The sequence below is a fragment of the Mucilaginibacter aurantiaciroseus genome, from assembly GCF_024055595.1.
Taxonomy (GTDB): domain Bacteria; phylum Bacteroidota; class Bacteroidia; order Sphingobacteriales; family Sphingobacteriaceae; genus Mucilaginibacter; species Mucilaginibacter aurantiaciroseus.
In genome coordinates this window covers 1049217-1061068 of record NZ_JAMXOF010000002.1, presented here as the reverse complement: position 1 = coordinate 1061068, position 11852 = coordinate 1049217, and the positions used below count along the sequence as shown (strand labels likewise).

Here is an 11852-nt window from a genome sequence, read left to right as displayed (position 1 = left end):
GGTACTTTAAGTAGTCTGAGCACCTTTCAACATCTTTAAAGCACCCCCTGTTTTGACCAAAGATCATCAATAATGGGAAAACAGGGGGTGTTCTTCCGGGCGGGCGTAGCCCGCCGCCGGGCAATTTTCAAAACAAGAGGGATTGCTCCCCCCCGTAGTCGATTTAAAGAAAAATGATCTACGTAACCGGGTTTATGATTATCACCTGCTCGTTATTGTCAATCACGCTCTTTAGCCTATTTATGGCAAGACTAATTTCAAAATCATCCACCTTAGTAATCTTTAGATTTAGATCGTTTATTTCATCAAGCTGTTTAAGGCATTTTGATATAATTTTCAAAACCTTAAAGTCTGTTTTATCTGCTAAAATACTCATGCTATAAAAATTAAAGGGGGATCGCTCCCCCTTGGTTATCAATTATAAATCAACGCCTCGCCTCCGTGCTTTACAAATTCGTTACAAAGGTTAAAAGTAGTTTGCGCCCGTTGTTTGGCAGTTCCATCCATGATGGATTTAAACTTGGCTTCATCACTTTTAAAACTGCGCACATTTTGAAAGTAGCCCGTTACCGCATTGTAAGCACCAAACACCGTTCCGGCTGTAGTTTCTAATTGCTGGGTATGGCTTGCTAAAGCATATTCATACACGTTATCTACGATGTTGGTATAATGGGTAGATAACAATTCGGTTTTGCCTTCGGCTAAGTTGGTCAGCACTTCTTTATTAGGTGCCATTGCTATTTGTATTAATTTTTTCACTTCGGTATCGGTGATACGTGCTTTCGCCCATTGATTAAATAAGCCCTCCATTTCACCCGCTAAAACATGGCTGATCCCCATAAGCGTATGCGCCTGTTTTAAACGCTCCCCTGCGGATGCGGTATGCCGTATTTTAATGGCGTTGCTATTGCTCTGCATAGCAGCGTTTAACGTGTTGTTACAAACTACGCGTATCGGGGTAAAAGCGGCGGTTATGCTCCCTAAACCATCATGAGAGGTGGTTAAAAACAGGTATTGTTCGATCATATCTTTTCTTCCTACTTTGATATAATCGGGCAATTTAGCGGTGATAAATACACGTTCGCCATTGCCTAAAGCCCCGGCTGTTTCGTATAAAATACCTTCGCCACCGCCTACAATAGCATCAAAAAAAGAAAAAGCATCCCGGTTTTGTACCACTTCATAATCATTGCCTACTACACCCAAAACCTGTTCCGTGTCGGCCCTAACGGTCGCAAAGAAATTAGGTACTGTTATTTCAGGGATAATTATACTATCTGCTGTTTTGCCGATATGGTTTGTCGTATCGTAAGTAAACAAAGGTCGTTTTTCAACGATATAATCCAGTCCGGCGTGTTGTATGGCTTCGCTACTGGTCGGGTAACGGTCTATCACCTGCCCGAGATTGTGCCAGGCTTTTTCCTTTACGCTCATAAAGCTGTTTTTACCTGTTTTCTGATTGAAATTTATTTGATGTGCCATGATATATTAATTTAAAGGGTTTTAGTTTTTAACTGCATGATCTCGGTTTTCAAAACCTTAACTTTTTTGGTGCTGCTTACCGTTAATTGCGTTTTAGTTTGCAGTTCCTGTATTGCATCATGTATGTTTTTATGCGTGGTTTTGATGGTTATTTTCAGTAGTAAAAAGATCGTATCTTCCATTACCTTAATTTTGATAGGTGTTTATAAAATCGTTTAACTCGAATTGAAACCTTACCGGGTTTTCCTGTGCTAATTGCTCTGCGTAACCTTCCCAAAATATTTGGTTGGTTAACTCTATAAATTGCTCGTACATTGGATTAACTTTTAAGGTGAAATTTAAAAGTGCCCCGTCCGTTGGCTAACGGAGGGAGCATTAGGTTTATCAGGCATTTGGAAAAACGATATTGGCTTCAATTTCTGCCAGTTTGTCGCTACAAGCATCAAAAATGTATTGAGATACCAAACGGATCAAACCCGGTGTTGTGGTAATAAATTCCCGGTTCTTATCATCTTTGATGATGAGTTTGCAACCCTGATATGGGTTATCTTCCAATTCGTCATTTTCCTGCGCTAAGGCCACCTCAAAAGCGGTTAACTGGTTGATACGGGCAATCAGGTTTATCCGTTGGATGCTCCTGCGGTGCAAATCATCCACCACTTTTAAGGTACTTTCTAAGTTCAAAGCGAATTTTACGGGCTTTACTTCCGCTTTCGGTTCTTCTGCTTTAACCTGTTCGGCTTTGGGTGCTTCGCCTATCCCTTGTCCTGTTGTGTAAGGCGCAACGTGAGCGGGTTTGTGATCCACTGTAGCGGGGCTATCACCCTTAATTTCGACGTTGTGGGTTGCCTCAACTTTCGGAGTTTGGGCGGGTGTTTGATCTGTAGCTTTTGCATCTTCTTTGGCTTCCTTTTGGGTAAGGCTTGGGCGGTTTTGAATTTTGTTGGTTGCTTCGTTGTTTTTTGCTGCTGTACCTTGTACTGCGGTTGCATTTTTTTCTGCTGTTTCCATTTCTACTACTTTTAAAGGGTTAAAAAAATTGTTTTTTTGTTTCCCTCTTTTCCCGAAGACTTTCCTAAAAAGCTATTTTTCAAAAGAAAAAACGGAAAAAAAGAAAGCAATTAAAAGGTGCCTGCAGCAGGCAAAAGGAAACGGAATAATTGGAGGGGACCCTCTGGGGAGGAAACCGTTTATGCCGTAGTCTTTTGCGGATGTTTTAGTAAGTCTTTAAGAAATGCGGGCAAAACCTTAGCTGCCTTTTTCTCCGTTTCGATTGGAAAATAGCTGCTTAAAGTGTCTGATCTATTAGCAGTAAATTAAGTGCAGCGTTCAGGCAAGCGCAGCTTTTCCCGGCGCAATGCAATGGAGCGGGTAAACAAGTGCAGTCCTGAATGATGCTCTTAATTGCAACTTCCGGCAGGTTACCGAAGCGGATGCTTTTGCAGCATAGCGAAAATGCAGTAGCAGGATATTTAGACAGGCAACCTTTTAAAATCTCCTGTCAAGGATAGCAGCGGCATCCTTACCGGGAAAGATATAACTTATAGCCTGGCCGCAGGGACAGTATAAAAACGAATCAGAAGATACTAATGCTTAAAATATCCATCATTAAGCCCTATATTAACTATTAATGATGTAAAAAGCCATCATTATCACTCTTTAATTCGTATTGCTATTTAAAAATATTGTACTTTTGTTTAGAAAAGCAGGCATTAACTCCTATAAAATCATTTAGTGATGGAAAAAGCAAGCATAGATTGGTATTCCATGAGTGACAAGGGGGTTTTAAATCTCATTGGTCAATTCATACAGGAAACCCGTTTACAACAGAATAAAACCCAACAACAGGTGGCTGATTCAGCCGGCATCAACCGCTCTACCGTTGGGCAGATCGAAAAAGGGAACGGCGGTACGCTGCTTTCCTTATTGCAAATCTTGCGAGTATTGGAACAATTACCAGTACTACAATCATTTAAAACAGAACAAAAAATCAGCCCATTACAATTAGCTAAACTGGAACAACAGAAAAGGCAACGCGCCCGAAATAATGATACCTCCACCAACTCCCCTAAAGTAAACTGGTAATGATCAATAGCGCATTTATAAATCTTTGGGGTGAACGTGTCGGCGCGATAGCCTGGGATGCCGATAAGGGGGTTGCAGATTTTGAGTTTGAACCGGCCTTTTTACGCCAGCGATGGGATATTGCCCCGCTCAAAATGCCCGTTGGCGCAGCCAACGGAAGGATTTTTTCTTTTAATGAATTAAGAGGCAATCAAACCTTTAAGGGATTGCCTGGACTGTTAGCGGATGTTTTGCCTGACCGTTATGGTAACACGTTAATTAATACGTGGCTGGCACGGGTAGGCCGCCCTGCGGACAGCATGAACCCAGTAGAGATGTTATGTTTTATCGGGCAGCGGGGCATGGGTGCGTTAGAGTTTGAGCCTGTTGAACCCAAAGGAAAAAACACCTCAACTAAACTGGAAGTGGATAGCCTGGTTGAAATATCCGAAGCTATCCTGTCGGGAAGAAAGGACTTTCATACTGATCTGTCAAAAGATGAAGAAAAAGGATTGCTGGATATTTTAAAGATAGGCACCTCCGCAGGTGGTGCCCGTGCTAAAGCAGTGATCGCTTATAATCCTAAAACGGGTGAAGTGAGAAGCGGACAAGCCGAACCCCCGAAAGGTTTTACGCAATGGCTTATCAAGTTTGATGGGGTACATGATGCGCAATTCGGCACTTCAAGGGATTACGGGCGTGTTGAAATGGCTTATCACCTGATGGCGGTGGACTGCGGAATAGAAATGACCGAGTGCCGGTTATTGGAAGAACATGGCCGGGCACATTTTATGACCAGGCGTTTTGACCGTGTTCCCGAACAGGGCAAAGTTCACGTTCAAACCTTTTGCGCATTACAGCATTTTGATTTCAACAATGTCGGTTCATATAGTTATGAGCAACTCTTTCAAACGATGCGCTCCTTACGGCTGGACTATCCACAAGCCGAGCAAATGTACCGCCGGATGGTTTTTAATGTACTGGCGAGAAACTGTGATGACCATACGAAGAACTTTGCCTTTACAATGGATCAACAAGGAAAATGGGCAATATCCCCGGCTTATGATGTATGCCATGCTTACCGACCTGATAGCCCCTGGGTTAGTCAGCAATCATTAAGTATTAACGGCAAAAGACAGGGAATAGACCGGAAAGACCTACTGGAAGTGGCCAAACAAATGACCATAAAAAAGCCCAATGAGATCATCAGGCATATCGAAGGCATCCTTAAACTGTGGCCGGATTATGCAAATCAATGTGATGTTGAAACTGTTTTGCAAAAAGCGATAGCAGAAACATTTATTAAATTATTTGAATAGTTAAAGCTAAGGGTTCGATTCCCGTTCCGAGTATAAACCCTCGCAACTACCAGCGTATTTGCGAGGGTTTTTCATTTATATTTTTAATTTGCCAAAATTCTTCTTTTATTCAAAACAGGTTAGTGAATGGATATATTGAACACCTCCAGCTGCCAACCGGACGAACATTTTTCATGGATGTTGTTTAGGTGGCTTTTCTGATGAACCTTAACTGAGAAGTAACCAGTATTTTTATTTGTAATTTGATTTTTTGATCAGCAACTTGATGTCCTTGATCCGTATCTTCCGGCCATCCGTTTCCAAAATCCCCTCTGCTTTAAACTCCTTTAATAGCCGAATCACATTTTCCTGGGCGATCCCCGCCATACCAGCCAAGTCCATTCTGGAGATATTTAAAATAATTTCCTTTTCATCCGATCCTTCTTCTTTGTATTTTTCCCGGAGTACGATCAAGGAAATAGCAAGCCGTTCCAGTGCTGTTCGTTGCGCGATCACGGAAATACTGTTCGTTAATACCGTAAATTCATGGCTTAAAGCTTTTAATAACCGCTGTGTAAAAGCAGGGGAGCGGTGTAAAATACTTATAAAATCTTCTTTGGGTATGAAACTAATCAAACTGTCTTCTATAGCGGCCGCCGAATCAGGGTATCTTTCCTCAGATAAAACCGCATGATAACCGATCAGTTCTCCATGATTAGCCACGTAAATGATCTGTTCTTTCGCCAAATTGTCCACTTTGTACTTTTTGACTTTACCGCTTCTTATTAAAAAAATACCTGCGGGTACGGAACCTTCTCTAAAAACAACATCACCTTTCAGATATTTCTGGTCACTTTGATTAGCAACCAAATCTGCATATTCTTTTTCGGAAAGGACATTAAGGATCGATTGCGTAGTGAAATTCCATCGGTCGATAGGGAAAATTCCAGACAAACTCATCATATAAAGGTACGAATTTTTTAAAACTGATAAATATCAGCTTCTGCATTGATTTCTTACGGTAAATCGCTTTGCTGCAACGGCTAAATTTGTAGGTCATGAAAGCTTACCCATTTTCTTATTTCCCGCACGTCCCGGAAGACCATCAGGGCGGACATAGTATAAAACTAAAGAAGGATAATTTAAATACATCCTTATTTACAAATGATGCTGCATTCGACTGGTTGTACCCAGAACATTTCCAATTACTGTCCCTTAAACATTGGACACCACTGGCTATTGCCCGCAAAGCGGCTGAATTTCTGGCGGAACCAGGTGCGAGGGTGTTGGACATTGGCAGCGGTTGGGAAGTTTTGTTTGGCAACGGGCAATCACTTTCCCGAAACTTTTTTTTACGGTGTTGAACAAAGGCATGAATTAATTTACCTGGCCGAAGAGGCTAAAGGATATACAAAGCTATCCAATGTAACTTTTATTTACGCCAACATCACCCAGGTCAATTTTAAGGAGTTCGATCATTTCTACTTTTATAATTCTTTTCATGAGAACATTGACCCCGAAAATCAAATAGATGATAACATAGAATTGTCAGAAAGCCTTTATAACTACTATAATCAATATCCCTGTGCTGCACTAAATAAAAAGCCTTCAGAAACCCGGCTGGTTACCTTTCATAGTTTTGAGCAGGAAATACCACCCGGTTTTAAACTGGCAGATATTTCCTGTAATGGCTTGATGAAAATGTGGATCAAAACCTGACCAAATGAAAACAGTACAATTTTTACGTTCGCGATTTAGAAATTTTCAAACCCAAAGAAAAAACAGAAGAATGCTTAATGAGCTATTAAACCCTACGCTATTCCGTCATGATACCGCTTTTGATGATCTGTACCCCGAACATATCCAGGAACTGTCCCAGATGCATTGGACACCTGTGGACATCGCAAAAAAGGCAGGTGATTTTTTGTCTATTCCCAATAACAGTGTTTTGGATATTGGCAGCGGTGTAGGGAAATTCTGTATTACAGCAGGTTTTTTTCACCCCGAAACATTTTTCTGTGGAATTGAACAGCGGGAAGAATTATACACTTTCGCCGAAATAGCCAAAGCGGAAATTGAATTGCCTAATGTGAATTTTATACACGGGAACCTGACAGAACTGGACTTTAAAAATTACGATCATTTTTATTTTTACAATCCTTTCTATGAAAATATTGAGCCCGATAGCCGGATAGATTATACGGTAAGGACTTCGTTTGAACTATATAACTTGTACAGCAGGTTTGTTTTCCAAATGCTGGAGGAAAAACCTCCTGAAACGAGGCTGGTAACTTTTCATGCCCCGGAAACACAAGTTCCTCCGGGTTATCAATTGGTCAATAATTCCTATAGCAGGGTATTGAAAATGTGGATAAAGAAATAGGACGGGGTGGTTTCATGCCCTGTTATAGAAATAATGATAAGTTAAAATAAAAACCATGTTTAAACCAAAGTTAATTGATACTTTAAAAAACTATCACCGGGATCAGTTTTTTAAAGATGTAATTGCCGGGGTAATTGTCGGCATTGTTGCGCTGCCCTTAGCTATTGCATTTGCTATTGCTTCAGGTGTATCTCCTGAAAAGGGAATCTTTACGGCCATCATTGCGGGCTTGGTTATATCGGTTTTGGGAGGCAGCCGGGTACAGATCGGTGGGCCAACCGGGGCTTTTATCGTGGTGGTATATGGCATTGTCCAGCAATTCGGCATCAATGGTTTGATTATCGCCACTTTTATTGCGGGCATATTGCTGATTATTATGGGGCTAACCAAATTAGGGAGTGCCATCAAGTATATTCCTTATCCCCTCATTATTGGCTTTACCACCGGGATTGCAGTCATCATCCTTTCATCCGAAGTAAAGGACTTGTTGGGATTAAAAATGGGGAACGTCCCGGCTGATTTTATCAGCAAGTGGGTAGCGTATGGCCGGCACCTGTCTGCTGTAAATCTATATGCAGCCGGCATAGGGGGGTTTACCTTATTGATTGCCTTTCTATGGCCCAAAATCACCCATAAGGTTCCAGGATCATTAATTGCCATTGTCCTAACCACGCTGGCTGTTTATTTTTTTAAAATTCCGGTAGAAACCATCGGCAGCCGGTTTGGGGCTATTCCCACCTCCCTACCCAAGCCTGTCATACCCGGAGTGAGCTTCGCCACTTTACAGCAGCTGATCCGGCCAGCATTTACGATTACGCTGCTCGGCAGTATAGAATCGTTATTATCCGCGGTAGTAGCAGACGGTATGATCGGTGGAAATCACCGCTCCAATACAGAGTTAATTGCCCAGGGATTTGCCAATATCTGTTCTTCCATCTTTGGTGGAATTCCGGCAACCGGGGCCATTGCCAGGACTGCTACAAATGTAAAAAACGGGGGAAGAACACCAATTGCCGGTATTGTTCATGCAATTACCTTACTCATCATTTTACTTTTTGTTGGCAAGTGGGCCGCGCTCATCCCGATGGCAACGCTTGCGGGGATACTCATCGTAGTGGCCTGGAATATGAGTGAAACAGAAAATTTTATCGATGTATTTAAAGGGGCAAAAAGTGATGCAGCAGTGTTGATAACCACCTTTGCCCTGACAGTATTCGTGGACCTGACGGTAGCTATTGAAATAGGAATGATAATGGCAGCCTTCCTGTTTATGCGAAAAATGATGCAGGCGAGTTCTGTAAAACAAGCGGTTTCTTCGGCAGATAATACTGACGAAGTGCTTATGCCGGAAGATATTCCTACAGGCGTTGACGTTTTTGAGATCAATGGCCCTTTATTTTTTGGCGCGGCTTATAAGTTTAAGGATGCCATGAAAGTTTTGGAGAGGCCTGCCAGGGTATTGATCATCAGGATGAGGAATGTGCCCGTTATCGATGCCACTGGTATCAGGGTATTAAGTGAAGTAAATAAGGAAATGAAAAGGCAAGGAACGAAATTGATCATTTCAGAAGTGGCCAACGAACAAGTCATGGGCGAACTGAAGAAAGCGCGCTTATTATTTCAAATCGGGAAAGGAAATATCAAAGATACCTTTGATAACGCTTTAAAGCGAGCAAATGACATTTCTCAATCTCGAATTATCGGAAGCATCTAAAGTAGATTCAATAAGGGTAAGCATCCCCAATCTACAGGGGTTGATACGGCTTGGCTATGGGAAACCGAAACCTAATGGTGGCTGGTATGATTTTGGTCGAACATGCCAGTATGGGCAGAGCTATCAGTTAGGGATTAAAATACCCTGATGGATTTTGGCATACTACTTTAAGCACAAAAAGATTTTGGTAGGAAATCGAATTAAAAAACGTCCGAATATCCATCCCGCTACCTATCGCTCTTTATGCAATTAAACTCCTTAATGTCTGTATATCCTCTAAAAAGCGTCCGGTTATTGATACCTTTTGGAGTACGAAAACCTCGCAAGTACAAGGTACTTGCGAGGTTTTTTATTAAAATCTATATTGAATATTATTTACGAAGCCTTAAAATCAAGGATCACATAGCCACTATTTAGCATATAGCATATTAGAGAGTGTCGACAGACGATGATTTGCAGCTACTGTTATTATCCCTTTTATGCCAATATTTTACATGGGCAAACAACAATGAAAGCCCGGTTAAAAAATAAACAACAAACAACCTAATACCTTTAGGGGGCTCCGTAAAATATAAGTCCCGCCTTAAATATATTGAGCTTAAGCATACAGCCCATACAATGATGAATGTAATTTTATAAAGGATCTTTTCCATGCCGTAGCATTTGTAAAACATAAAATAATAAACGGGTAAGATCAGGCCAAATAGCCAGGTTTTATACAGAATGAAATATACAAGGTAACTTATCAGATGTTGTAACTGCATTGTCAATGGTGAGAAATGTAGAATATTATCAACCAGATAATTATAGAGGCTTAAAAAGCTTACCCCTATGTAAACAGCAATCAGATACTGGGCTACAATTTTCATTTCATATAAATTAGTACACCGTTAAGCTTTAGGTTTAAATAGTTCCCTGCCGCGCACGACGACTTTCAAGCGTTGTCTTTTTAATGAAATGTGAGTATTTACCCGGTCATTCTCTTCGTGATAAAATTTGTATGCATTGATAATGTCTTTACAACTGATCACACCGGTTACCTTATTTTGTGCTACAACCGGCAATACTTCAACATTTCTCTCTGCCATTAACTCTACCGCCTTTCGTAAATTATCATTGCTTTTTACTGACTGATTAGACGATTGCAGGATACTTTTCAAAGGGGCAGTACCATCCATGTCATGTTTATTGATATCTGCAGCACTTACGATCCCCGAATAATTTCCCTGATCATCAGCTGCGATAAAATACTGCGTCTCGTTATTTTCAGATTTTATAATATCCCTTACCTCGCGGATTTCCAACCCGATATTGAAAATAAGGTCGTTTGCATTGCTGATTTCCGCTACTGTTAATTTACCCAGTACATCAGGTTCAAAAGAATCGGGTGTCGAAACGCCACGACGAGCAATTTTTTCCGTCATTATCGTATTTTCCATTAAAAAAAAAGATACCAGGTAAGAAGCGGTACATGCACCCAAAAGCGGCAATAAAGCATGGAACTGTCCGGTTGATTCCAAAGCAAAGGTAATACTGGTCAGATAAGCCCTGGACGCGCCTGCGAACATAGCCGACATGCCGATCAGGGCGGCCATAGGTACACTGATACCAACGTTGGGGAAAACGTAAAGAATAATTGCCCCGATTAATGCCCCGCCTGCACCGCCAATTGTTAGTAATGGCGCTAAGGTGCCACCCGAAGTTCCGCTGCCTAAAGCAATAGCCCAAGACAAGAATTTAAAAAAGAATAACCGCAGTAACAGAATGATGGCAACTGACCCGGATAAGACACTGATAATATTGTCATATCCTACACCGAGTGTATGCGGTGCGAAATAGCCAATGAGGCCAACTGCCAATCCACCCAGAGCAGGCCACCACATCCAATGGATCGGAAGCTTTTCAAAAGCATCCTCGATGAAATAAACTATTTTGGTTACACCGATAGACAGAAATCCTATGAACAGACCTATGCCACTGTAAATGGCCAGCGCGCCGTTGGTAGGCGTATCTAAATTGGGCATCGGAAATACCGGCCCAGCTTCAAATAATAAATGATGTCCTGCCGCTCCTGTGATACAGGCCAAAGCAACCGGAAGTATCGATCTCGGGGAAAACTCAAAAAGCAATAGTTCTATCGCTAAAAAAACGGCAGCTATTGGTGTACCAAAAATGGCTGACATGCCCGCGGTTGCCCCGGCAGCCAGGATGATTTTCCGTTCATTGGAAGTGATTTTAAATAATTGCCCGAGCGTTGACCCGAGTGCGCCACCAGTAGCTATAATTGGCCCCTCCGCCCCAAAGGGCCCGCCTGTGCCAATGGCGATAGCAGAAGAAATGGGCTTTAATAAGGTAATTGATGGTTTGATCCGGCTCTGATTGGTTAAAATCTGCTCCATTGCCTCCGGTATACCATGCCCTCTAATCGCTTTTGAACCATACAACGCCATTAGTCCTACCAATACACCGCCGACAGCGGGCACAATGATGACCCAAAGCCCTAAGTGATTACCCGCTGGGCTATGATAAGCCACAGCCAATTTTCCGAAGAAGGAGAGATTGGTAACGATATTGATAAGCGTAATCAAAAATTTGGCGATCAAGCTAATAGCCGCCGCCACCAGGATAGATAGGGCGGATATGCGCAACAACCTGCTTTTAGAAAAATTTATGTTTGAGCCCGGTGAATCTGTACTTATACCGGACAATAATGGAGAAATAGGAATGCCACCTGATTGGTGTTGATTTTTCATGATTTGTAATATGGATACAATGCGAAAATATTTCGGGGCAAAAGTATGAATTATTTAAACCGATATCACAAGAAACAAAAGATTTATATTGCATGTGCAATGTTATTGTTATGAAAAAGGTTTAACTTTGCTTAATTATATTGCATATAAAATCATCA

At 41.6% G+C, this 11852-nt stretch carries 13 protein-coding genes; 6 read left to right on the top strand and 7 right to left on the bottom strand.

The window, feature by feature from the left end:
• Positions 1–178: 178 nt before the first annotated feature.
• From NAF17_RS13115 to NAF17_RS13100, 5 genes are all read right to left on the bottom strand, one after another.
• Positions 179–376: a hypothetical protein gene (locus tag NAF17_RS13115; protein ID WP_252758443.1), complete on the bottom strand. Its 198-nt coding sequence runs from the start codon at positions 374–376 to the stop codon at positions 179–181.
• Between the two features lie 38 nt (positions 377–414).
• On the bottom strand, positions 415–1482 hold the full coding sequence (locus NAF17_RS13110) for a DUF932 domain-containing protein (protein ID WP_252758442.1): 1068 nt from the start codon (positions 1480–1482) through the stop codon (positions 415–417).
• Between the two features lie 11 nt (positions 1483–1493).
• Positions 1494–1664, bottom strand: a complete 171-nt coding sequence (locus NAF17_RS13105) for a hypothetical protein (RefSeq protein ID WP_252758441.1) — start codon at positions 1662–1664, stop codon at positions 1494–1496.
• A gap of 4 nt (positions 1665–1668) precedes the next feature.
• Positions 1669–1797, bottom strand: coding sequence for a hypothetical protein (locus tag NAF17_RS18145; RefSeq protein WP_256474505.1), 129 nt, complete (start codon positions 1795–1797; stop codon positions 1669–1671).
• Between the two features lie 69 nt (positions 1798–1866).
• Positions 1867–2493, bottom strand: a complete 627-nt coding sequence (locus NAF17_RS13100; RefSeq protein ID WP_252758440.1) for a hypothetical protein — start codon at positions 2491–2493, stop codon at positions 1867–1869.
• Between the two features lie 726 nt (positions 2494–3219).
• On the opposite strand from NAF17_RS13100, the gene NAF17_RS13095 reads away from it, so the two are divergent.
• Both NAF17_RS13095 and NAF17_RS13090 read left to right on the top strand, forming a co-directional pair.
• Positions 3220–3567, top strand: coding sequence for a helix-turn-helix transcriptional regulator (locus tag NAF17_RS13095; protein ID WP_252758439.1), 348 nt, complete (start codon positions 3220–3222; stop codon positions 3565–3567).
• Positions 3567–4865: a type II toxin-antitoxin system HipA family toxin gene (locus NAF17_RS13090; RefSeq protein ID WP_252758438.1), complete on the top strand. Its 1299-nt coding sequence runs from the start codon at positions 3567–3569 to the stop codon at positions 4863–4865. The genes NAF17_RS13095 and NAF17_RS13090 overlap by 1 nt, the downstream gene beginning before the upstream one ends.
• A 231-nt stretch (positions 4866–5096) precedes the next feature.
• Here NAF17_RS13090 and NAF17_RS13085 read toward each other — a convergent pair whose 3' ends face one another.
• Positions 5097–5807 (bottom strand): Crp/Fnr family transcriptional regulator, encoded by a 711-nt coding sequence (locus NAF17_RS13085; protein WP_252758437.1) that lies wholly within the window; start codon positions 5805–5807, stop codon positions 5097–5099.
• A gap of 95 nt (positions 5808–5902) precedes the next feature.
• On the opposite strand from NAF17_RS13085, the gene NAF17_RS13080 reads away from it, so the two are divergent.
• From NAF17_RS13080 to NAF17_RS13065, 4 genes are all read left to right on the top strand, one after another.
• Complete coding sequence (locus tag NAF17_RS13080) at positions 5903–6208, top strand: hypothetical protein (RefSeq protein WP_252758436.1); 306 nt, start codon at positions 5903–5905, stop codon at positions 6206–6208.
• Positions 6162–6563: a hypothetical protein gene (locus NAF17_RS13075; RefSeq protein WP_252758435.1), complete on the top strand. Its 402-nt coding sequence runs from the start codon at positions 6162–6164 to the stop codon at positions 6561–6563. The genes NAF17_RS13080 and NAF17_RS13075 overlap by 47 nt, the downstream gene beginning before the upstream one ends.
• Positions 6564–6633: 70 nt before the next feature.
• Positions 6634–7227, top strand: coding sequence for a class I SAM-dependent methyltransferase (locus NAF17_RS13070; protein ID WP_252758434.1), 594 nt, complete (start codon positions 6634–6636; stop codon positions 7225–7227).
• 55 nt (positions 7228–7282) lie between these two features.
• Positions 7283–8941 carry a SulP family inorganic anion transporter gene (locus tag NAF17_RS13065; protein ID WP_252758433.1) on the top strand — a complete coding sequence of 553 codons (1659 nt, stop codon included), beginning with the start codon at positions 7283–7285 and terminating at the stop codon, positions 8939–8941.
• 890 nt (positions 8942–9831) lie between these two features.
• On the opposite strand, the gene NAF17_RS13060 is transcribed toward NAF17_RS13065, so the two are convergent.
• Positions 9832–11694: a chloride channel protein gene (locus NAF17_RS13060; RefSeq protein ID WP_252758432.1), complete on the bottom strand. Its 1863-nt coding sequence runs from the start codon at positions 11692–11694 to the stop codon at positions 9832–9834.
• Positions 11695–11852 lie beyond the last annotated feature (158 nt).

Bases quoted from the DNA above. Each gene is read 5' to 3' on its own strand.
- NAF17_RS13065 (WP_252758433.1), top strand. From the start codon at position 7,283: ATGTTTAAACCAAAGTTAATTGATACTTTAAAAAACTATCACCGGGAT.
- NAF17_RS13105 (WP_252758441.1), bottom strand. From the start codon at position 1,664: ATGGAAGATACGATCTTTTTACTACTGAAAATAACCATCAAAACCACG.
- NAF17_RS13080 (WP_252758436.1), top strand. From the start codon at position 5,903: ATGAAAGCTTACCCATTTTCTTATTTCCCGCACGTCCCGGAAGACCAT.
- NAF17_RS13100 (WP_252758440.1), bottom strand. From the start codon at position 2,493: ATGGAAACAGCAGAAAAAAATGCAACCGCAGTACAAGGTACAGCAGCA.
- NAF17_RS13090 (WP_252758438.1), top strand. From the start codon at position 3,567: ATGATCAATAGCGCATTTATAAATCTTTGGGGTGAACGTGTCGGCGCG.
- NAF17_RS13110 (WP_252758442.1), bottom strand. From the start codon at position 1,482: ATGGCACATCAAATAAATTTCAATCAGAAAACAGGTAAAAACAGCTTT.
- NAF17_RS13115 (WP_252758443.1), bottom strand. From the start codon at position 376: ATGAGTATTTTAGCAGATAAAACAGACTTTAAGGTTTTGAAAATTATA.
- NAF17_RS13085 (WP_252758437.1), bottom strand. From the start codon at position 5,807: ATGATGAGTTTGTCTGGAATTTTCCCTATCGACCGATGGAATTTCACT.
- NAF17_RS13070 (WP_252758434.1), top strand. From the start codon at position 6,634: ATGCTTAATGAGCTATTAAACCCTACGCTATTCCGTCATGATACCGCT.
- NAF17_RS13095 (WP_252758439.1), top strand. From the start codon at position 3,220: ATGGAAAAAGCAAGCATAGATTGGTATTCCATGAGTGACAAGGGGGTT.
- NAF17_RS18145 (WP_256474505.1), bottom strand. From the start codon at position 1,797: ATGTACGAGCAATTTATAGAGTTAACCAACCAAATATTTTGGGAAGGT.
- NAF17_RS13060 (WP_252758432.1), bottom strand. From the start codon at position 11,694: ATGAAAAATCAACACCAATCAGGTGGCATTCCTATTTCTCCATTATTG.